The organism is Streptomyces stoeckheimensis, from assembly GCF_045822005.1.
In the GTDB taxonomy this organism is placed as follows: Bacteria; Actinomycetota; Actinomycetes; order Streptomycetales; family Streptomycetaceae; genus Streptomyces; species Streptomyces stoeckheimensis.
The window spans coordinates 6,658,990-6,679,224 of record NZ_CP169550.1; the positions used below are offsets into that span (position 1 = coordinate 6,658,990).

Annotated in this window: 18 protein-coding genes; 15 read left to right on the plus strand and 3 right to left on the minus strand. The window is 71.6% G+C overall.

What is annotated here, in order from left to right; all coding sequences use genetic code 11:
• Positions 1–67: 67 nt before the first annotated feature.
• The 5 genes from hsaA to ACE1OC_RS30185 all read left to right on the plus strand — a co-directional run bounded on the left by hsaA (position 68) and on the right by ACE1OC_RS30185 (position 5,327).
• Positions 68–1,264, plus strand: coding sequence for a 3-hydroxy-9,10-secoandrosta-1,3,5(10)-triene-9,17-dione monooxygenase oxygenase subunit (hsaA, locus tag ACE1OC_RS30165; protein ID WP_407839663.1), 1,197 nt, complete (start codon positions 68–70; stop codon positions 1,262–1,264).
• Positions 1,261–2,139 carry a 4,5:9,10-diseco-3-hydroxy-5,9,17-trioxoandrosta-1(10),2-diene-4-oate hydrolase gene (gene hsaD, locus ACE1OC_RS30170; protein WP_407839664.1) on the plus strand — a complete coding sequence of 293 codons (879 nt, stop codon included), beginning with the start codon at positions 1,261–1,263 and terminating at the stop codon, positions 2,137–2,139. Before hsaA ends, hsaD begins: the two co-directional genes overlap by 4 nt.
• 103 nt (positions 2,140–2,242) lie before the next feature.
• The gene (locus ACE1OC_RS30175) at positions 2,243–3,148 is read left to right on the plus strand and encodes a VOC family protein (protein WP_407839665.1); all 906 of its coding nucleotides are present in this window, start codon (positions 2,243–2,245) and stop codon (positions 3,146–3,148) included.
• Positions 3,136–3,663 carry a flavin reductase family protein gene (locus ACE1OC_RS30180; RefSeq protein ID WP_407839666.1) on the plus strand — a complete coding sequence of 176 codons (528 nt, stop codon included), beginning with the start codon at positions 3,136–3,138 and terminating at the stop codon, positions 3,661–3,663. Before ACE1OC_RS30175 ends, ACE1OC_RS30180 begins: the two co-directional genes overlap by 13 nt.
• Positions 3,660–5,327 (plus strand): FAD-dependent oxidoreductase, encoded by a 1,668-nt coding sequence (locus ACE1OC_RS30185; protein ID WP_407839667.1) that lies wholly within the window; start codon positions 3,660–3,662, stop codon positions 5,325–5,327. Before ACE1OC_RS30180 ends, ACE1OC_RS30185 begins: the two co-directional genes overlap by 4 nt.
• On the opposite strand, the gene ACE1OC_RS30190 is transcribed toward ACE1OC_RS30185, so the two are convergent.
• Positions 5,324–5,974: an HAD family acid phosphatase gene (locus tag ACE1OC_RS30190; RefSeq protein WP_407839668.1), complete on the minus strand. Its 651-nt coding sequence runs from the start codon at positions 5,972–5,974 to the stop codon at positions 5,324–5,326. The two genes, ACE1OC_RS30185 and ACE1OC_RS30190, sit on opposite strands and share 4 nt — an antisense overlap.
• 138 nt (positions 5,975–6,112) lie before the next feature.
• Entirely contained in the window at positions 6,113–7,006 is an 894-nt protein-coding gene (locus ACE1OC_RS30195; RefSeq protein WP_407839669.1) for a hypothetical protein, read from the minus strand.
• Between the two features lie 143 nt (positions 7,007–7,149).
• Between ACE1OC_RS30195 and ACE1OC_RS30200 the strand changes: the two genes are divergently transcribed.
• The 9 genes from ACE1OC_RS30200 to ACE1OC_RS30240 all read left to right on the plus strand — a co-directional run bounded on the left by ACE1OC_RS30200 (position 7,150) and on the right by ACE1OC_RS30240 (position 17,513).
• The gene (locus ACE1OC_RS30200; RefSeq protein ID WP_407839670.1) at positions 7,150–7,932 is read left to right on the plus strand and encodes a serine protease; all 783 of its coding nucleotides are present in this window, start codon (positions 7,150–7,152) and stop codon (positions 7,930–7,932) included.
• Between the two features lie 274 nt (positions 7,933–8,206).
• Entirely contained in the window at positions 8,207–8,893 is a 687-nt protein-coding gene (locus tag ACE1OC_RS30205; protein WP_407839671.1) for a response regulator, read from the plus strand.
• Positions 8,894–9,292: 399 nt separating this feature from the next.
• Positions 9,293–10,480 (plus strand): sensor histidine kinase, encoded by a 1,188-nt coding sequence (locus ACE1OC_RS30210; RefSeq protein ID WP_407839672.1) that lies wholly within the window; start codon positions 9,293–9,295, stop codon positions 10,478–10,480.
• 74 nt (positions 10,481–10,554) lie between these two features.
• Positions 10,555–11,139: a DUF2975 domain-containing protein gene (locus ACE1OC_RS30215; RefSeq protein WP_407839673.1), complete on the plus strand. Its 585-nt coding sequence runs from the start codon at positions 10,555–10,557 to the stop codon at positions 11,137–11,139.
• Positions 11,139–11,375: a helix-turn-helix domain-containing protein gene (locus ACE1OC_RS30220; protein ID WP_407839674.1), complete on the plus strand. Its 237-nt coding sequence runs from the start codon at positions 11,139–11,141 to the stop codon at positions 11,373–11,375. The genes ACE1OC_RS30215 and ACE1OC_RS30220 overlap by 1 nt, the downstream gene beginning before the upstream one ends.
• A 70-nt stretch (positions 11,376–11,445) precedes the next feature.
• Positions 11,446–11,787, plus strand: coding sequence for a chorismate mutase (locus tag ACE1OC_RS30225; RefSeq protein WP_407839675.1), 342 nt, complete (start codon positions 11,446–11,448; stop codon positions 11,785–11,787).
• Positions 11,788–11,827: 40 nt separating this feature from the next.
• Complete coding sequence (pepN, locus tag ACE1OC_RS30230) at positions 11,828–14,359, plus strand: aminopeptidase N (RefSeq protein ID WP_407839676.1); 2,532 nt, start codon at positions 11,828–11,830, stop codon at positions 14,357–14,359.
• 347 nt (positions 14,360–14,706) lie between these two features.
• Positions 14,707–16,107, plus strand: a complete 1,401-nt coding sequence (locus ACE1OC_RS30235) for a pyridoxal phosphate-dependent decarboxylase family protein (protein ID WP_407839677.1) — start codon at positions 14,707–14,709, stop codon at positions 16,105–16,107.
• Positions 16,104–17,513 (plus strand): lysine N(6)-hydroxylase/L-ornithine N(5)-oxygenase family protein, encoded by a 1,410-nt coding sequence (locus tag ACE1OC_RS30240; RefSeq protein WP_407839678.1) that lies wholly within the window; start codon positions 16,104–16,106, stop codon positions 17,511–17,513. The genes ACE1OC_RS30235 and ACE1OC_RS30240 overlap by 4 nt, the downstream gene beginning before the upstream one ends.
• 58 nt (positions 17,514–17,571) lie before the next feature.
• Here ACE1OC_RS30240 and ACE1OC_RS30245 read toward each other — a convergent pair whose 3' ends face one another.
• Positions 17,572–19,383: a bifunctional metallophosphatase/5'-nucleotidase gene (locus ACE1OC_RS30245; protein WP_407841721.1), complete on the minus strand. Its 1,812-nt coding sequence runs from the start codon at positions 19,381–19,383 to the stop codon at positions 17,572–17,574.
• Between the two features lie 140 nt (positions 19,384–19,523).
• Between ACE1OC_RS30245 and ACE1OC_RS30250 the strand changes: the two genes are divergently transcribed.
• Complete coding sequence (locus tag ACE1OC_RS30250; RefSeq protein WP_407839679.1) at positions 19,524–20,222, plus strand: SIMPL domain-containing protein; 699 nt, start codon at positions 19,524–19,526, stop codon at positions 20,220–20,222.
• Positions 20,223–20,235 lie beyond the last annotated feature (13 nt).

Consider the following 20,235-nt stretch of genomic DNA (forward strand, 5'->3'; position numbering starts at 1 on the left):
ACCCGGCGTACGTTCCTCGCCATCGATCCCGAACACCCGAAGATCCTTGATCTGAGAAGGGGACACCATGAGTGACGAAGAGGTCCTCGCAGCGGTCCGCGCCCTCGCCCCCGCCCTCCGCGAGCGCAGCGCAGAGGCCGAAAGCCTGCGCAAAGTCCCCGAGGCGAGCATCAAGGAACTCGCCGACACCGGCTTCTTCCGGCTGCTCCAGCCCAAGGCCCACGGCGGGTACGCCGCCGACCCCGCCCTCTTCTACGCCGCCGTCAAGGAGATAGCCAAGGCCTGCGGCTCCACCGGCTGGGTCGCCTCCGTCGTCGGCGTCCACCCCTGGCACGTCGCCCTCTACGACCCCCGCGCCCAGGAAGAGGTCTGGGGCCAGGACCGCGACACGCGGATCTGCTCCTCCTACGCCCCCACCGGCAAGGTCACCCCGGTCGACCGGGGGCACCCCCGGACGGAGTCTGGGGGAGGCTTCACCCTCAGCGGCCGCTGGCACTTCTCCTCCGGCTGCGACCACACCGACTGGGCCCTGCTCGGCGGACTGGTCACCGACGCCGAAGGCCGCCCCGTCGACATGCGGACCTTCCTGATCCCGCGGTCCCAGTACCGCGTCGACGAGGTCTGGGACACCGTCGGCCTGCGCGGCTCCGGCTCCAACGACATCGTCGTCGAGGAGGTGTTCGTCCCAGAACACCGCGCCCTCAGCTTCGGCCCCGTCACCGCCCTCCAGGTCCCCGGCCACCGCCTCAACCCCGAGCCGCTCTACCGGCTCCCCTACGCCTCCGTCTTCACCACCACCATCTCCACCCCCATCGTCGGCATCGCCGAAGGCGCCTACGAGGACTACGTCGCCGCGACCCGCGAACGCTTCCGCATCTCCTACGGCCAGCAGGTCGCCGAGGACCCCTTCGCCCAGGTCCGCATCGCCCGCGCCGCCAGCGACATCGACGCCTCCTGGCTCCAGCTCCAGCGCAACGTCTCGGAGCTCTACGCCCTCGCCCAACGCGGCGAGGAACTCCCCACACCGCTGCGCACCCGGGCCCGCCGCGACCAGGTCCTCGCCACCGAGCGCTGCGTCGCCGCCGTCGACCTCCTCATGGAGAACGCGGGCGGCAGCGCCATGCGCACCGGCCCCAACCCCGTCCAGCGCGCCTGGCGCGACGTCCACACCGGCCGCGGCCACGCCGCCAACGACCCGGAGCGGGCCCTGGTCCTGTTCGGGCAGGGCGCCCTCGGCCTCGACATCCAGGACACGATGCTGTGAGCGCGCAGGTCCTCACGTACGAGAACACCTCCCGCACCGCCAAGGCCGGCGGGATGACCCTGCATTACCACGAGGCCGGCCCGGTCGACGGGCCCGACGGATCCGGCACCCCCGTCGTGATCATGCTGCACGGCGGCGGGCCCGGCGCCTCCGGCTGGTCCAACTTCGGCGGCAACCTGCCCCACTTCGCCGCACGGTTCCGCACCCTGCTCGTCGACCAGCCCTGCTACGGCCGCTCCGACAAGCCGGAACCCGACCGCGACTACTTCGGCTTCAGCGCGAACGCCGTCATCGCCCTCATGGACGAACTCGGCATCGAGCGGGCGAACTTCATCGGCAATTCCCTCGGCGGAGGCACCGCCACCCGGCTCGTCCTGGACCACCCCGGACGCGTCGACAAGCTCCTGCTCATGGGCCCCGGCGGAATCTCGCTCAACCTCTTCTCCGCCGACCCCACCGAAGGCATCAAGCGGCTCTTCGAGTTCAGCCTCGACCCCGAGCCCACCCGCGAGCAGATGCGGACCTTCCTCACCACCCTCGCCCACGACCCGGCGATCGTCACCGACGCCCTCGTCGAGGAGCGCTACGCCCAGGCCACCGACCCCGAAGCCAGGCTCGGGAACGCCCGCATGGGCGCCTCCTTCGCCAAGTGGCCCGAGGCCGCCATGCTCTGGCGCGAAGCGCACCGCATCAGCCGGCCCGTCCTGCTGACCTGGGGCCGCGAGGACCGCGTCAACCCGGTCGACGGCGCCTTCCTCGCGCTGAAGACCATCCCCGACGCCCGTCTGCACGTCTTCCCGCACTGCGGGCACTGGGCGCAGACCGAGGCCGCCGACGAGTTCAACCGCCTCGCCACCGACTTCTTCCTCCACTGAAACCGCATCGATCCCGACATCGATCCCGGTATCGATCCCGGCACTGATCCGCGCATCGATCCCCGTTCTGATCCCCGCACCGATTCCACCGAGGAGTTTCCGCATGGACATCCGCGCACTCGGCTACCTCCGCATCGAGACCGCCGACCTCGCCGCCTGGCGCACCTACGTCCTCGACATCCTCGGCATGGCCGAAGCCGCAGGCACCACGGACACGCGGCTGGGCGTCCGCATCGACGACCGAACGCACCGCTTCCAGTTCGTCGCCGGGGCCCAGGACCGGCTGCTCGCCGCCGGTTTCGAGGTCGCGGGCGCCCGCGCCCTCGAAGACGCCGCCGCCGAGCTGGAGAGCGCCGGCCACCCCGTCAAGCAGGCCGACGCCGAGACCCTCGCCGACCGCCGCGTCCAGGGCCTCATCCACTGCGAGGACCCCAGCGGCAACCCCCTGGAGATCTACTGGGGCCAGGCCCAGGACCACACCCCGCTCGCAGCCCGGTACGGCAACCGGTTCGTCACCGGCGGCCGCGAAGGCAGCCTCGGCCTCGGCCACGTCGTCCTGCCCGCCGCCGACACCGAGGCCACCCTCGACTTCTACGAGAACCTCCTCGGCTTCCAGCTCCGCGACTCGATGCGGCTGCCCCCGGTCGCCGTCCCCACCGGCAAGCCCGGCCAGGACTTCTACTGGATGCACTTCCTCAGCCCCAACCGCCGCCACCACAGCCTCGGCCTCTACCCCGGCGCGCTGCCGCCCGGCATCGTGCACTTCATGGTCGAGCTGGAGACCCTCGACGACGTCGGCTACTGCCTCGACCGCATGAACGCGGCGGGCATCCCCATCGCCTCCACCCTCGGCCGGCACTCCAACGACCACATGGTCTCCTTCTACGCCCAGGCCCCCGGCGGCTTCCAGGTCGAGTGCGGCTGGGACGGCCTGCTCGTCGACCCCGCCACCTGGACCGCGAAGGAGATCACCGCGGACAGCTTCTGGGGCCACCAGTGGAACGGCTGACCGGCCCCGCCGCCGACGCGGTCGACCCGGCGGCCCCGGTCGATCCCGCCGCCTTCCGCGAGGTCCTCGGCGCCTTCGCCTCCGGCATCACCGTGGTCGCGGCCGTCGCGGACGACGGCCGCCCGGCCGGGCTGGCCTGCCAGTCCTTCGCCTCCCTCTCCCTCGATCCGCCGCTGGTCCTGCTCTGCGTGGGCAAGGGCTCCTCCAGCTGGCCCAAGGTCCGGGCCGCCGGCCGCTTCGGCGTCAGCATCCTCGCCGAGGAGCAGCGCGCCGTGTGCGAGGCCCTCGGCCGCCGCGGTGAGGACAAGTTCGCCGACGTCGACTGGGAACTCTCCGCCCACGGAGCCGTCCGCGTCAGCGGGGCCCTCGCCACCGTCGACTGCGCCCTCGAAGAGGTCCACGAGGCGGGCGACCACTACCTCGTCACCGCCCGGGTCCTCGAACTGAGCGCCCGCGACGGCGGATCACCCCTCCTCTACTACCGCAGCGACTACGCCACGGGAGCCTTCGGATGACCGCCGAGCACGCCACCGAGCACGCCTACGACGTGGTGGTCGTCGGCTCCGGCGCCGCCGGGTTCGCCGCCGCCGTCACCGCCCGACTGCGGGGCCTGAGCGTCCTCGTCGTGGAGAAGACCGACATGTACGGGGGCTCCACCGCCCTGTCCGGCGGCGCGATCTGGGTCCCCGGCAACTTCCACCTCGACCGCGCCGGCCTCGCCGACACCCGCGAGAAGGCCCGCGCCTACCTCGACGCCACCGTCGGCGACCGGGTCCCGGCCGCGCGCAAGGACGCGTACCTCACCCACGGGCCGCGCATGGTCCAGGAGTTCCACGACCGCACCGAGATCCGCTTCATGTACACCCCCGGCTACTCGGACTACTTCCCCGAGGCCCAGGGCGGCATGGCGCAGGGCCGCTCCATCGAACCCTGCATCGTCGACTTCAAACGGCTCGGCGGGCTCGGCGCCTCCATGCGCCGGGCCGGACTGCCCACGTACGGGCTGACCATGACCTCGTACGACTTCCGCTTCCTGAACATGGTCAGCCGGACCTGGGCGGGCAAGAAGACCTCCCTCAAGGTCGGCCTGCGCGCGGTCAAGGCGCTGGCCACGGGCCGCAAGCTGCTCTCCCTCGGCGAGGCGCTCGTCGCCCGCATGCGGCTCTCCCTGGAGGCCCTCGGCGGCGAACTGTGGCTGTCGGCGCCCCTGACCGGCCTGGTCACGGACCCGGCCGGCCGGGTGACGGGCGTACGGGTCCTGCGCGCCGGGCGCGAAGTGACCGTAGCGGCGCGGGGCGGGGTGGTGCTGGCCTCGGGCGGGTTCTCGCACGACCAGGCACTGCGGGAGAAGCACCTGCCCGCGCCCACGTCCACGGCCTGGACGCACGCCGCGGAGGGCCAGACCGGCGACGCCCTGAAGCTCGGTGAGGAACTGGGGGCCGCCACCGACCTGCTGGACAAGGTCTGGGGCGCGCCGTCGGTGTGCCCGCCGGGGGAGAAGCCCTTCTTCCTCGTCGCCGACCGGGGCATCCCCGGCATGGTCATCGTCAACGAGGCGGGGGAGCGCTACGCCAACGAGGCCCTGCCGTACCACGCGTTCGTGGACCGGATGTACGCCGCCGACCGGCCCGAGGCGTCGACCGTGCCGTCCTGGCTGATCCTGGACGCCCGCTCCAAGGCCCGGTACATCTTCGCCGGCCTCTTCCCCGGGCAGCCCTTCCCCAAGAAGTGGCTCGAGAGCGGCTTCCTGAAGAAGGCCGACACCGTGGAGGAGCTGGCCCGGCAGATCTCGGCCCCCGGCCTGCCCGCCGCGATCGCCCGCTTCAACTCCTTCGCGGAGGTGGGCACCGACAAGGACTTCGGGCGGGGGGAGAGCGTCTACGACCGCTACTACGGCGACCCGACGCTGCCCAACCCGAACCTGGCGCCGATCGAGAAGGGCCCCTTCTACGCGGTCCCCGTGCACCCGGGGGACATCGGCACCAAGGGCGGCCTCGTCACCGACACCGACGGCCGGGTGCTCCGCGAGGACTCCACCCCGATCCCGGGCCTCTACGCCTCCGGCAACTGCTCGGCGGCGGTGATGGGGGAGACCTACCCCGGGCCGGGCGCGACGATCGGCCCCGCCATGGCCTTCGGCTGGGCCGCCGTCAACGCGATCGCCGCCCGGCTCGCCTAGGAGAGCTTGCCGCCGTAGTCGGGCAGCTTGACGGTGCGCTCGGCGTGGCCGCCCACCAGGTCGCTCTGGTTGTTGCCGATGTTGGCGATGATCGTGTAGCCGCGGGCCTCGATCTCCGCGCGCTTGGCCGTCTTGTAGGCGCTGACCTCACCGAACAGTGCGGGCAGATCGCGCACGTAGAGGCCCGAGACGGGGTAGCCGACCGCCTTGAGGTTGCGCTCGGTGAGGGAGTACACGATCCCCGGGCGGGCGGTGACGAAGAAGATCGCGACCCCGCGGTCGTTCGCGTACCGGGTCAGCTCGCGGACCTGGGCGATCGCGGGGGTCGGGAAGGTCCAGAACCAGTGGAAGTCCGTCTCCAGCGACGAGTTGTCGATGTCGAGGACGATCGCCGGCTTCTCACCGGCCGGCGATGCGGCGATGCGCTGCTCGATCCCGGGGCGGGCCGCGTCGATGACGGCGGAGACGTCGCGCTGCCAGGTGGCGTAGTCGATGCCCAGGATCGCCGCGTTGCCGCCGGGCGCGGAGGCGGTGACGGCGCTGACGGCGGCGACCGGCTTGGCGGGGGCAGCCTGGGAGGCGGTGGCGGGAACCAGGGCCAGTACGGCTGCGGCCACTGCGGCGGCCGTGGTACGGGTGCTGCGCATGGGGGACGCTCCTCGATCACATGTTGGCATGTACGTGACCAGGCTGGAGATCGTCCGCCCTCGTGTCTACTGGCTGGTAAGTAACTTTTCATGGCGGGGCGGTGAACCTCCGTCACATGTGATGCGTGACGCGCCGCGCTAGGTGTCGCAGTCCAGCACCGTGTGGCACAGCCCGCAGCGGGCCCGGACCGGCCCGCGGTGGGTCGGCAATCGCAGTCGCTGCCCGCACACCGGGCACGGGAAGCCCACCCGCAGTCCGCCCGCGTGCACCTCGAAGCCGTACGCCGCCCCGGGCGCGGCGGCCCCGGCCCGACGGGCCGCCGCGTACCGCAGCCGCTCCGTCCGGCCCGCGGCCGCCAGGGGGGCCCGGCGCAGGTCCCGGTCGGCTCGGGCGCGGCCGCGCACGTACGCCTCGTAGGCCTGCGGGCCGGTGAACCACGCGGAGAGGTCCTCGCCGCCGAGGAACCGGCCGCGCTTCGCGAGGACGTAGCCGAACTCCTCCGGGGTGAGGTAGCCGAGCTTCTGGTGGGTGAGCTCGTCCTCCCGGTAGGCGTCGAGCAGCAGCCAGCCGGCGCCGAGGAGGGCGGCGGCGGTGTCGGTGAGGATCTCGTTGTCGGGGGTGGTGGGGAAGCGCAGGTCCAGCCGGTGCAGCAGTACGTGCGTGACCTCGTGGGCGAGGGCGGCCGCCAGATCGCGGCGGTGGACGCGGAAGCGGTCGTTGACCTCGACGAAGTACTCGGGCCCGGCGGCCAGTTCCACGGTCGCCGCCTCCTCCATCGCGCGGAATCCCACGATCAGGCGCGCGTCGGGCAGGCGCAGGGCGCGGACCATCGCGGAAGCCACCCGGTGGGCGCCCGGGTACAGGTCCTCGGAGGCGGGGAAGGCGGCGTCGGCGGGGGCGAAGGGGGTGTCGTAGGCGCGGATCCCGTCGGCGGACAGTCGTCGGAACAGTGCGGTGACGGCGGCGCGGACCGTCTCCAGATGAGGAAATCCGTGCTCGATCGGGCTGCTGCGCCGCTTGTTGTGCGTCATGGAGTCCCTCCGGCCGGAAGTTGTCCGAAAACGCGTTCTTGATGGCCTCCGCGAGAAGGGTGTGTCATGTCCCCGTCACCCGGGCGGTCCATCCCACCCGCCCCGGGGTGACGCGCACGGCCCAACCCCCCACGAAAGGCAGTGTGTCGACTGTGTCCAGCCTCGTCACCACCCTCAAGCGCGCCCTCGCCGTCGGAGCCGTGGCCCTCGCGGCCGTCAGCCTCCAGCCCGGCACCGCGAGCGCCGGCACGGCGCCCGTGGTCGGCGGAACCCGCGCCGCCCAGGGAGAGTTCCCCTTCATGGTCCGGCTCTCCATGGGCTGCGGCGGCGCCCTCTACACCCAGCAGATCGTGCTCACCGCCGCCCACTGCGTCGGCAGCTCCGGCAACAACACCTCCATCACCGCCACCGCCGGAGTCGTCGACCTCAACAGCTCCAGCGCCATCAAGGTCAAGTCCACCAAGGTGCTCCGGGCCCCCGGCTACAACGGCACGGGCAAGGACTGGGCCCTGATCAAGCTCGCCAAACCCATCAACCTGCCCACCCTCAAGATCGCCGACACCAAGGCCTACGACAACGGCACCTTCACCGTCGCCGGCTGGGGCGCCACCCGGGAAGGCGGAGGCCAGCAGCGCTACCTGCAGAAGGCCACCGTCCCCTTCGTCTCCGACGCCTCCTGCCAGGAGTCCTACGGCAGCTCCCTCGTGCCCGCCGAGGAGATCTGCGCCGGATTCGACGCGGGCGGCGTCGACACCTGCCAGGGCGACTCGGGCGGCCCCATGTTCCGCCGGGACAACGCCAACGCCTGGATCCAGGTCGGCATAGTCAGCTGGGGCGAGGGCTGCGCCCGCCCCGACTACCCCGGCGTCTACACGGAGGTCTCCACCTTCGCGGCGGCGATCAAGAGCGCGGCCGCCACCCTCTGACCGCCCCCGGGTCCCATTGCTCCCCTCCTCGTCCTCCCGGCCCATGCGACAGTGGCCGGAAGGACGAGGCGCAATGCCCCACATGTCCGTAACGTCGACGGAAGTCCCGTGAGGCCGGAACGACACCGTTCCGGCCTTGCGGCATGCTCCCGGCGGTCTGCTGTGCGGTTGCGGGCCGAGGCGCCCGCAGGTCCCATGGAGAGATCCCACCCGGTGGGACTGCCGGGGAAACAGGGACTGCACAGGCAACGGGCGACAGTGGGGCAGGCGGCGCATGGCGATCAGAGTGATCATCGCGGACGACCAGGAGATGGTCAGGACCGGCTTCCGGATGATCCTCGAAAGCCAGCCGGACATCGAGGTGGTCGCCGACGTCGAAGACGGCGAAGCGGCCCTCGCGGCCGTCGCCGCACACCGCCCCGACGTCCTCCTCCTCGACATCCGCATGCCCAAGCTCGACGGGCTCGAAGTCACCCGCCGGCTCTCCGGCCGCGACACCCCCCGCATCGTCATCGTCACCACCTTCGACCTCGACGAGTACGTCCACGCGGCGCTCCAGGGCGGAGCGTCCGGCTTCCTCCTCAAAGACGCGAGCCCGGCCATGCTGGTTGAAGCGGTACGGGCGGCAGCCGTCGGAGACTCCCTCGTCTCACCCGCCATCACCGTCCGGTTGCTCCGCGAAATGGCCCACCGCACCCCGGCCGCCGCCGCGGCCGCCCGCCGCCCGGCGGAGCCCCTCACGGACCGGGAACGCGAGGTCGTGCGCTGCCTCGCGCGCGGGCTGACCAACGCCGAGATCGCCGGGGAGCTCTTCGTCTCCCTCTCCACGGTCAAGACCCACCTGGCCAACGTCCAGGCCAAACTGGACGCCCGCAACCGCGTGGAAATCGCCGCCTGGGCCTGGGAAGCGGCCTGGCAGGCACCCCGGCGTGACCCACCCCCACCCCCCGACCACCCCTGACCGCCACACGGGCGGCCCGGGACGAAACCGGCCCGGCGGCTGTTGGGGCGCCGGGGGACGACGCTCCCGCCGCTGTCCGAGCGCCGCCGGGCAATATCAGCCCCGCCTTTCGCGTGCCACGGGCCAGAGCCGGTCCCGCCGCTGTCCGGGCGTCGCCGGGCGAAATCAGCCTCGCCGGCGTTTGAGGCGCGGGGTCTGGGGCGGCGCCCCGGGAAGCCGGCGCACGCCGTTCCCGACGACCCCGGCCACCACGGGTACGGGCAGCGCCCGGGCGAACCGCGGTCTCCGCATGCGCCGAAGCCCCCACACCTCCGGCGGAGCCATCCGCACCCCGGTCGGAGCCACCGGGACGCGGCCCCGTACCACCGGCGGAGCCGACACGACGCTCCGGGACTCGGTATGAGCCCCCTGGGGCCATGGGCCCGCCGCCACCCCTACGCCGCGGACTGGATCCGCATCATCCTCTCGCTCACCCTCCTCTCCCTCGTCACCTTCGAGGGCGTCGTCCTCGCCCGCCAGCCCAGCACCCCGCACGCCGCCGTCTGGGTGTCCGGCATCCTCGTCTGCCTCAGCGCCGTGCCCTGGCCGCACATCCCGCTGCTCGCCCGCGCCTGGTTCGCCGCCGCCGTCACCTGGGCCGTCACCCTCTCCCTCCTCTTCAGCAACCTCCCCCTCGTCGTCTGGGGCGGCGGCGAGGCCGTCGCCCTGCTCGTCCTCCTCACCCAGGTACTGCTCCGCGCCCCCGCCCGCACCGCCGCCGTCCTCGGCCCCCTTCTCGCCCTCGGCTCCATGGCTGCGCCCGTCCGCGACGCGGACCCGGGCCGCTTCACGCTGCTCTTCTCCGTACTCGCCGTCGTCGTCACCGCGTACTCCCTGCTCCTGCGCCTGCAGTCCGTCCAGCGGGTCCGCGAGCTGCGCGCCGTACGCAGCGCCGAGCGCCTGGAACTGGCCCGTGAGCTCCACGACCTCGTCGCCCACCACGTGACGGGGATCGTCGTCGAGGCGCGCGCCGCCCGCTACACCAAGGTCTCCGCGGAACGCGCCGGCGAGATCTTCGGCCGCATCGAGACGGCCGGGGACGAGGCGCTCGGCTCCATGCGCCGCCTGGTCAAGATCCTCCGCGAGGGCGCCGAGGACGCCGATCCGGAGAAGGGCAGGGGCGCCGCCAAGCCCGGCTCCGCCGGCACGGCCCCCGTCGCCGGCCTCCGGGAGATCCGCGGGCTGACGGAACGGTTCGCCGCCACCGGCCCGCCCGTAGTCCTCTACGTGGAGCAGGGCCTGGAGGCCCGGCTCCCCGCCGACGTCGCCGCCACCGCCCACCGCATCGTGCTCGAAGCCCTCACCAACATCGGCAAGCACGCCGCGACCGCCACCGCCGTCCGGGTCGGCCTGCGCACCGTCCCGGCCGGCCTGGAAGTCCGGATCGCCGACGACGGCGGCCGCCCCGCGAAGCTCTCCGAGAACGCCCGCGGCGGCGGCTACGGCCTCGTCGGCATGGCCGAACGCGCCGAGGCCCTCGGCGGCTCCCTCACCGCCGGCCCCGCCCCGGAGGGCGGCTGGCTCGTCACGGCACTCCTGCCTCTCTGACACGCACCCACTTGTCGATTATCGATATGGTCCGCTAGGGTCGGGCATATCGAAAAACGATAGGGGGGAACGCGGTGAACACGCGATTCACGAAGATCCTGGCCTCACTGACCCTTGGGCTGGCGATCCTCTGGGGGCTCACCTTCCTCGGCACGGCCGTCTCACACCTGGGCGACGACGGAGCCGTCTGCGTAAAAACCGGCTTCTGGGCCAACGCCACCCTGGAGGGCGGCCTCCCGGTCGGCCAGGGCGTGGAGGCATCCAGCAGCACCGCACGGCTCTGCCAGAACAACCCCTCCACGGCGCAGCGCGCCGCCGACCTCGGCGGCCAACTGCCCTGGACGCTGTTCGCCTCCGTGGCCCTGCTGCTCTTCTCCCGATTGCTCGACGCCGTCGTGTCCGAAGGGCCGTTCACCGACAAGGTGGCCCGACGGCTCACCGTCCTCGGCTGGTTCGTCACTCTGGGCACACCGCTCGCGGGCCTCGTCGTAGGCTGGTCGCAATCCTGGCTCGCCGCGAGCATGGTGCCCATGCTCGACTCCGGACCGACGGTCTCCGACCCGCAGGTGCTCATCCTCGCCGGCCTCGCCGCCGTCATCATGGGGAAGATCATGCGCGAGGGCGTGCGCATGCGAGAGGACCTCGAAGGGACCATCTGATGCCCGAAGAGGAACTCCACGCGATCCGGATCCACCTCGACCGGATCCTGGCCGAGCGCGGCATGACGCTCACCGAACTGGCCGCACAGGTCGGCATCACCGTCGTCAACCTGTCCGTGCTCAAGAACGGACGGGCCAAGGCCATCCGCTTCTCCACACTGTCCAGGATCTGCGACGTCCTCCAGTGCCAGCCGGGAGACCTCATCACCCACGACCCCACCGAGCCGTCGGCCTAAGCCGCCTGGTCCGTCTCAGTGGCCGACCGGCCGAAGAACCGTCGCCGCGCGCCACGTATTCTCGGTGACCATGAACACCAGGGACATCGACGACAACGTCACCGCCGAGCTGGCCCGGCTCAGGGACAGCATCGACAACATCGACGCCGCCGTGGTGCACATGCTCGCCGAGCGGTTCAAGTGCACCCAGCAGGTCGGCCACCTCAAGGCCCGCCACCAGCTGCCCCCGGCCGACCCGGGCCGCGAGGCCAGCCAGATCGCCCGGCTGCGCCAGCTCGCCGAGAACGCCAAGCTCGACCCCGCCTTCGCCGAGAAGCTCCTCAACTTCATCATCGCCGAGGTCATCCGCCACCACGAGACGATCGCCGCAGGCGAGGGCGAGGGTGAGAGCGCAGGCGCAGGCGCAGAATAGGCGCTGGGGCCCGGCGCCGGCATCCGGCAGCATGGGCCCCATGTCCGCACTGACGCGCAACGAAGCGCAGCTCCGAGCCCGACTCCTCGACGTCCGGCACTACGAGGTCGCCCTCGACCTCACCACCGGCGACGAGACCTTCGAGTCCCGCACCGTCATCCGGTTCACCGCACGCACCGCCGGCGACACCTTCGTCGAGCTGAAACCGGACGAACTGCGCTCCGCCGCCCTCGACGGACACCCCCTGGACCCGGCCGCCCTCACCGACGGCCGCCTCCCCCTCACCGGCCTCACCGAAGGCCCCCACGAACTCCGCATCGCCGCCCGCATGCGCTACTCCCGCACCGGCGAAGGCCTGCACCGCTTCACCGACCCCGCGGACGGCGAGACGTACGTCTACACCCAGATGTTCCTCGACGACGTCCAGCGCGTCTTCCCGGCCTTCGACCAGCCCGACCTCAAGGCCGTGTTCGAGTTCACCGTCACCGCCCCCGCGCACTGGACCGTCCTCGCCAACGGCATCACCACCCGCATCGGCGAACGCCTCGGCGACGGCGGCGACGGCTCGGGCGACGGCTCCGCCCCCGAAGCCGGCATCTGGGCCTCCGCCCCCACCCCCGTCATCTCCACCTACCTCGCCGCCGTCGCCGCCGGCCCCTGGCACAGCATCCGCACCGAACACGCCGGGCTCCCCTTCGGCATCCACTGCCGCCGCTCCCTCGCCCCCCACCTCGACGCCGACGCGCAGGAGATCCTCGACCTCACCACCGCCTGCTACGACCGCTTCCACGACAAGTTCACCGAGCCCTACCCCTTCGACTCCTACGACCAGGCCTTCGTACCCGAGTTCAACGCCGGCGCCATGGAGAACCCCGGACTGGTCACCTTCCGCGACGACTACGTCTTCCGCTCCGCCGTCACCGACGCCGAACGCCAGCGCCGCGCCGTGACCATCGCGCACGAGATGGCCCACATGTGGTTCGGCGACCTCGTCACCCTCAGCTGGTGGGACGACATCTGGCTGAACGAGTCCTTCGCCGAGTTCATGGGCTACCAGACCCTCATCGAAGCCACCCGCTTCACCGAGACCTGGACCGGATTCGGCATGGAACGCAAACCCTGGGGCTACGACGCCGACCAGCGCCCCTCCACCCACGCCGTCGCCCCGGACGCCGACGCCGTCCCCGACACCGCCTCCGCCCTCCTCAACTTCGACGGCATCTCCTACGCCAAGGGCGCCTCCGCCCTGCGCCAACTCGTCGCCTGGCTCGGCGAGAAGGACTTCCTGGCCGGCATCAACACCCACTTCGCCCGCCACAAGTTCGCCAACGCCTCCCTCGCCGACTTCGTCGACTCCCTCGCCGCCCACACCGACCGCGACGTCCACACCTGGGCCGAGACCTGGCTGCGCACCACCGGCGTCGACACCCTCACCCCCCGCCTCCAGGAGAGCCACGGAGGCTGGACCCTCACCGTCGACCGCACCGGAAACCGCCCCCACCACATCGCCGCCGGCCTCTACGACCGCGCCCCCGACGGAGCCATCGAACCGCGCGAGGTCCTCGCCCTCGACGTCCCCTCCGACGAGGTCCTCTCCGTGAGCGGCCCGCGCCCCGCCCTCCTCGTCCTCAACGACGGCGACCTCACCTACGCCAAGGTCCGCCTCGACGAGACCTCCCTGGAAACCGCCCTGCGCGGCATCTCCCGCATCCCCGACCCGCTCACCCGCGCCGTCGTCTGGAACTCCCTGCGCGACATGGTCCGCGACGGCGAACTCGCCGCCGCCGACTACCTGGCCACCGCCGAAGCCCACGTGCCGGACGAAACCGACCTCGCGATCGTCCAAGGCGTCCTCGGCTTCACCCGCGCCCAGATCGCCGACCGCTACACCATCCCGCTCCACCGCGGCGACGCCCTCACCACCCTCACCACCATCGGCCGCGACCTGCTGCGACGCACCGAGGACGGCACCGACCCCGGCCTGCGGCTCCTCGCCGTCCGCACCCTCGCCGACAGCGCCACCCAGCCCGACACCATCGCCGGCTGGCTCGCCGAAGGCACCGTCCCCGGCGGCCCCGAACTCGACCCCGAACTGCGCTGGCGCATCCTCGCCCGCCTCTGCGTCCTCGGCGCGGCCGGGGAAGCCGAGATCGACGAAGCCCTCGCCGCCGACCCCAGCGCCACCGGCCGGGAAGGCGCCGCCCGCTGCCGCGCCGCCCTCCCCACGGCCGAGGCCAAGGCCGCCGCCTGGGAGCGCCTCTTCCGCGACGACTCCCTGTCCAACTACCTCTTCACCGCCACCGCCCAAGGCTTCTGGCAGCCCGAACAGGCCGACCTGGTACGGGAGTACGTACCGCGGGCCTACGCCGAGGCCGTCACCCTCGCCGCCCGCCGCGGCCCCGCCATCGCCGACGCCGCGGGCCGCTGGGCCCTCCCCGGCCACGAGATCACCGAAGCCAACCTCGAGGCCGGCTACGCCGCCCTGACCTCCCCCGACATCACCCCGCTCCTCCACCGCAAACTCGCAGACCACCTCGACGACCTCACCCGAGCCCTACGAGCCCGCCGCTGACCCCAGCCCCCCCGCCTCAAACGCCGGCGAAAATCCAGCCCCTCCGGCGTTTGAGGAGCAGGGGTCCGGGGGCTGGTCCCCGGCAACGGCGCCGCACGCGGCAAAGGGTCCGGGCGGAGCCCGGGGAGCGGGCGAAGGGTGGGTAGGGGACCCAGCCCCGCAGGGCCGGACCAGCCACCCCCGCCCACCGGCGCGAGGCTGCCCCCCGGACACCCCGGCGGCTTGAAATCAACCACGCATAAACCCGGGCGGTTACCCCATTCGGGTCGGATCGTTGTACCCCCGGGTGCCCCACCCCAGCCGAGCGGCACCACCCGCCGCCGATCCGTTCCCGTGAGGACAACCGCATGACAGCGCCCCCCGGCACAGGCAGACGCGGCACCTCCCCGCTCGCCGGCGGACCCCACGGCCCCGACGCCCTGCAACCACTCCTCGCCACCGTCCTCGACGCCCTGCGCACCGGCGCCCGCGCCCGCGGCGGACCGCTCCCGGCCGGCGGACCCGAGGCCGTCACCGCCCGCGTCACCGCCGCACTGGGCGAGGTGTTCCCCGACCACGGACACGGCGACCACGAAGCACTACGGACCCTCGTCCACACCCTCACCGCCGGCGCGGCCGACCCCGCCGAACCCCTGTGCGCAGCCCACCTGCACTGCCCGCCCCTCGCCGTCGCGGCCGCCGCCGACCTCGCCGCCAGCGCCCTCAACGCCTCCCTCGACTCCTGGGACCAGGCCCCCGCCGCCTCCGCCCTCGAAACCCTCCTCACCCGCACGCTCGCCGCGGAGTTCCACGACACCCCCCACCCCGACGCCGTCCTCACCACCGGCGGCACCGAAGCCAACCACCTCGCCCTCCTCCTCGCCCGCGAACGCCACGGCCCCCACCTCACCGTCCTGCACGGCGCCAACGCCCACCACTCCATCCCGCGCGCCGCCTGGCTCCTCGGCCTGCCACCCGCCCGCAGCCTCCCCACCCCCACCGGCACCCTCACCCCCGCCACCCTCGCCGAGGCCCTCGCCGCCACCACCGGCCCCGTCCTCGTCACCGCCACCGCCGGCACCACCGACGCCGGCCTCATCGACCCCCTCGACGCCCTCGCCGACCTCTGCGACCACCACGGCGCCGACCTCCACATCGACGCCGCCTACGGCGGCCTCCTCCACCTCAGCCCCCGCCACCGCCCCAAACTCGCCGGCCTGCACCGCGCCCGGTCGATCACCCTCGACCTGCACAAACTCGGCTGGCAACCCATCGCCGCCGGACTCCTCACCGTCCCCGACACCACCCTCCTCGCCCCCCTCGCGCACCGGGCCGACTACCTCAACGCCTCCGACGACACCCGAGCCGGCCTGCCCGACCTCCTCGGCCGCTCCCTGCGCACCACCCGCCGCGCAGACGCCCTCAAGATCGCCGCCACCCTGCGCTCCCTCGGCCGAGACGGCCTCACCCACCTCATCGACCGCACCTGCGCACGCGCCGACCAGCTCGCCCGACTCCTCGAAGCACACCCCGCCTTCGAACTCCACGCGGCGCCCACCATCAGCACCGTCCTGTTCCGGCCCACCCACGCCGACGACACCGCACTCGCCACCCTCCGCCGCACCCTCCTCCAGGGCGGCACCGCCGTACTGGGCAGGGCCACCGCCGACGGCCGCCTCTGGCTCAAGGCCACCCTGCTCAACCCCCACACCACGGCGGGGGACCTGGACGCCCTCGTGAACCTCCTGGAAGGCAGCACCCACCGATGACCGCCCAGCTCGATGCACCCCACGACCTCGTCGGAATCGGCATCGGCCCCTTCAATCTCTCCCTCGCCGCACTCGCCCACGGCCTGCCCCAGCAAGGCGCCGCAGAACTCGCCACCGCCTTCTACGACCAGCGCCGCGACTTCCGCTGGCACCCCGGACTCCTCATCGACGGAGCCACCCTCCAAGTCCCCTTCCTCGCCGACCTCGTCACCCTCGCCGACCCCACCAGCCCCTGGTCGTTCCTCAGCTACCTCAAGCACAAGGAACGCCTCTTCCCCTTCTACTTCGCCGAGAACTTCCACATCCAGCGCGCCGAATACGACGCCTACTGCCGCTGGGTCGCCGGCCGCCTGCCCGGACTCCACTTCGGCCACCAGGTAGACGCCGTCCGCTGGAACCCCGAACGCGACCTCTTCGAAGTCGACTTCACCCAACTCGACACCGACGGAGAAGCCGAAGCCCTCGGCCGCACCTACACCCGCAACCTCGCCCTCGGCATCGGCACCGCCCCCTACGTCCCCGAGCCGCTGCGCCCCCTCGCCGAAGCCCCCACCGTCCCGGTGATCCACTCCTCCGAGTACCTCGACAACCGACAGCGCATCCTCGGCGCCGACCACGTCACCGTCATCGGATCGGGCCAGTCCGGCGCCGAGGTCTTCCTCGACCTGCTCCGCTCCCGCCCCGCCGGCCGCGAACGCCTCACCTGGCTCGCCCGCACCCCCTCCTTCGCCCCCATGGAGTACTCCAAGCTCGGCCTGGAACACTTCACCCCCGACTACACCCGCTACTTCCACTCCCTCCCCGAACCGGTCCGCGACCGCCTCGTCCCCGCCCAGTGGCAACTCCACAAGGGCATCGACGCCGCCACCATCGCCGCCATCCACGAGGAGCTCTACCGCCGCACCCTCGACGGAGGCTGGCCCGACGCCGTCCTCACCCCCGGAGTCAGCGTCCGCACCGCCGGCCGCGTCGCCACCACCAAGGTCGAACTCCACCTCGAACACGTGGAGCAGGGCGCCCGCTCACGCCTCACCACCGACGCCGTCGTCCTCGCCACCGGCTACCGCGAACGCCCTCTCGGCCGCCTCCTCGCAGGACTCGACCCCTACCTGCGCAAGGACTCCTCCGGCCGCCCCCGCATCGACGACCGCTACCGGATGATCACCGACCCGGCCGTCACCGGCAGCGTCTTCGTCCAGAACGGCGAACGCCACACCCACGGCGTAGGAGCCCCCGACCTCGGCCTCGCCGCCTGGCGCAGCGCCGCCATCCTGAACACCCTGACGGGCAAGGAGCCCTACCCCCAGCCCACCCGCACGGCCTTCACCACCTTCGGCCTCGAACAGCGGGAGCACGCCCGGCCCCAACCCGCCGGCGAACTGCTCCCACTGGTCGAGCACCCGTAAGGAGAAACGTTCAGAAGACCGCCGTCTTCAAAGACCGACGCCTTAGAAGACCGACGCTTTAGAAGACCGGTGTCCCGGCTCGGGTCAGCCGCCAGTCCACGGACGCGAACTGCGCCGGGTCCACCGTCCCCTTCGCCTTCACCCACTGGATGATCGTGTTGCGTATTTCATCCGAGTTCGCCCACAGCTGCTTGGACTGCGGCACGTGCGGGAAATTGCCGCCGCCCGAAGCCCGGTAGTTGTTCACCGCCAGTACGAACTGCGCCGCCGGATCCACGGGCTTCCCCTGGAACGACAGCCCCGAGATCCGCGAACCCACCGGCTCGGAGACGTCGATGTCGTACGTCAACCCGTACACGGCGTCGTAGTTGTAGTCCGGCGTACCCTCCGCGTTCGTCAGCTTCGCCGGATCCACCACGTCACCGGGAGCCGTCCGCACGTAGTACTTCGCCGAATACTCCAGATAGTCCTTGATCTGCGCGCCCGTCAGCAGCCGCGCTTCCAGCGTGTTCTCGAACGGATACAGACCCGCCGCATCCCTGATCGTCACCTGCCCGGCCGGAATCGCCGCCGTCCGCGAGAAACACGAAGCCTGCGACAGCACCGGCAGCGCACCCCACTCCGTACCCGCCAGCGCACCCTTCACCGTCTCCGCCTGCACGTGGTTGATCAGATCGATGATCGCCACGTCCTTGACCGGCCCGTCCCCCGAGGACATCGCCTGCGTCGACGTACCGATCACCTGGTTCACATACGCCACGACCTTGCGGTGCTCGTCCGACAGCAGCCCCACGATCTCCGGGTCCTCCACCGCCGCATTCGAATTCAGCACCCGGGCCGACACCTTCGACACCGACCAGCAGCCCTTCGCCCACGTCAGCTCGAAGTCGAACAGCGTCAGCCGCTGCCCCCACTTCAGCGGCTCGGACAACACCACGTCCTTGCCCGTCGCCTTGTTCCGCACCCGGTACTCCGGGATCTCCGTATGCGCGTGCCCCACCAGGATCGCGTCGATCCCCGGCACCTGCTCCGCCACCAGACCCGCCGCGTTCTCGATGTACGGCAACTGATCCCCGTAGCTCGACGTACCGCTCGAACCCGAATGCGCCGACACGATCACCACGTCCGCACCCAGCGACCGCAGCCGCGGCACGTACTTCGCGGCCTGCTCCTCAAGACCCGGGAACGTCATCTTCCCCTGCACGTTCGCCTTGTCCCAGATCGCGATCCCCGGATTCGTCAGACCCAGCACCGCCACCTTCACGTCCCGCCCGTGCGGAGTCCGCAGCCGGTGCATGCTGTACGGCGGGAACGCCGGCCGCAGCGTCTTCGCATCCAGCGCGTTCGCACCCAGCAACGGGAAGTCGCACTGCTCCTCGAACTTCCGCAGCACCGGAATCCCGTAATTGAACTCGTGGTTCCCCAGCGCCGCCGCGTCATAACCGATCGCGTTCATCGCCTGCGCCATCGGATGCACCGGACCGCGCCGCGCGGTGATCGGATCCACCTTCGCGTAGTAGTACGAAAGCTGCGTCCCCTGAATGGTGTCCCCGGCATCGATCAGCAGCGTGTTGCGCCGACCCTTCTCCGCCCGCACCTGGTTCACCAGCGTGGAGATCTTCGCCAGACCGACGTCGTTGTGCGCCTTGTCGTCGAACTCCTTGTCCGTGAAGTAGTCCCAGTTGAAGACGTTCCCGTGCAGGTCGGTCGTCCCCATCACCGTGAACGCGTACGTCTTCGCCCCCGCGGCCGAAGCGCCGCCGGCCACCGCCTCGGCCGCGGCGGCCGGGGTGCTCGTGGCCCCCGCCAACGCCACAGCCGCACCCGTCGCAGCCGAGGTGCCCAGAAATGTCCTACGGTCCAAAGCCATGCCGTCTCCCCTTGTGAGGTGCGTGTGCACAGATAGGCAACGCGCGTAGATTCTGACCCAGCAGTAACAAGCCGCAACACCCCCACCAGGTTTCGATCCGATGACCACCCCCGTACGAGCAGCAGTGCGAGAGTGAATCCATGACCCAGGACGCATCGCACCAGCCCTACGGAACCCCCGAAGTCCCCCGCGTCGCAGTCCGCGGCGAAGCCACCCTCGAAGTCGACCCCGAGATCGCCCGCATCGGCATCACCGTCAGCGCCCGCGGCACCGACCGGCGCACCGCCCTCGAAGACCTCACCCGCCGCAACAACGCCGTCCTCGATCTCGTCAAAAGCTACGGCGACCCCGTCGAAAAGCTCGAAACCGGCGCCTTCTCCATCACCCCCGAACTCACCCGCCACGGCCGCGGCGAACGCATCCGCGCCTACCACGGACGCGTCCACCTCACCGCCGAACTCAACGACTTCACCACCCTCGGCGAACTCACCACCCGCCTCGCCGACCTCGAACTCACCCAGGTCGACGGACCCTGGTGGGCCCTGCGCCCCACCTCACCCGCCCACGGCGAAGCCCGCCGCCAAGCCGTACTCGAAGCCGTCCAGCGCGCCCGCGAATACGCCGCCGCCCTCGGAGCCGACCTCGCCGCCCTCGTCGAACTCGCCGACCTCGGAGCCGAGAACGCCCCCTTCCAGTCAGGCGGCGTCCGCATGCGCACCGTGGCCTTCAGTGCCGCCGAAGAGGCAGGCGCCGCCCCCGCCCTCGACCTCGAACCCCAGCGCCAGACCGTCTACGCGCAGGTGAACGCACGCTTCACGATGACCCCTCCCCAGCTCTGAAAACCTGAAAATC

What these genes read in the sequence shown, in the direction of transcription:
- hsaA (WP_407839663.1), top strand. Translation starts at nt 68, where the DNA reads ATGAGTGACGAAGAGGTCCTCGCAGCGGTCCGCGCCCTCGCCCCCGCC.
- ACE1OC_RS30175 (WP_407839665.1), top strand. Translation starts at nt 2,243, where the DNA reads ATGGACATCCGCGCACTCGGCTACCTCCGCATCGAGACCGCCGACCTC.
- ACE1OC_RS30185 (WP_407839667.1), top strand. Translation starts at nt 3,660, where the DNA reads ATGACCGCCGAGCACGCCACCGAGCACGCCTACGACGTGGTGGTCGTC.
- ACE1OC_RS30190 (WP_407839668.1), bottom strand. Translation starts at nt 5,974, where the DNA reads ATGCGCAGCACCCGTACCACGGCCGCCGCAGTGGCCGCAGCCGTACTG.
- ACE1OC_RS30195 (WP_407839669.1), bottom strand. Translation starts at nt 7,006, where the DNA reads ATGACGCACAACAAGCGGCGCAGCAGCCCGATCGAGCACGGATTTCCT.
- ACE1OC_RS30205 (WP_407839671.1), top strand. Translation starts at nt 8,207, where the DNA reads ATGGCGATCAGAGTGATCATCGCGGACGACCAGGAGATGGTCAGGACC.
- ACE1OC_RS30210 (WP_407839672.1), top strand. Translation starts at nt 9,293, where the DNA reads ATGAGCCCCCTGGGGCCATGGGCCCGCCGCCACCCCTACGCCGCGGAC.
- ACE1OC_RS30220 (WP_407839674.1), top strand. Translation starts at nt 11,139, where the DNA reads ATGCCCGAAGAGGAACTCCACGCGATCCGGATCCACCTCGACCGGATC.
- ACE1OC_RS30225 (WP_407839675.1), top strand. Translation starts at nt 11,446, where the DNA reads ATGAACACCAGGGACATCGACGACAACGTCACCGCCGAGCTGGCCCGG.
- pepN (WP_407839676.1), top strand. Translation starts at nt 11,828, where the DNA reads ATGTCCGCACTGACGCGCAACGAAGCGCAGCTCCGAGCCCGACTCCTC.
- ACE1OC_RS30235 (WP_407839677.1), top strand. Translation starts at nt 14,707, where the DNA reads ATGACAGCGCCCCCCGGCACAGGCAGACGCGGCACCTCCCCGCTCGCC.
- ACE1OC_RS30240 (WP_407839678.1), top strand. Translation starts at nt 16,104, where the DNA reads ATGACCGCCCAGCTCGATGCACCCCACGACCTCGTCGGAATCGGCATC.
- ACE1OC_RS30245 (WP_407841721.1), bottom strand. Translation starts at nt 19,383, where the DNA reads ATGGCTTTGGACCGTAGGACATTTCTGGGCACCTCGGCTGCGACGGGT.
- ACE1OC_RS30250 (WP_407839679.1), top strand. Translation starts at nt 19,524, where the DNA reads ATGACCCAGGACGCATCGCACCAGCCCTACGGAACCCCCGAAGTCCCC.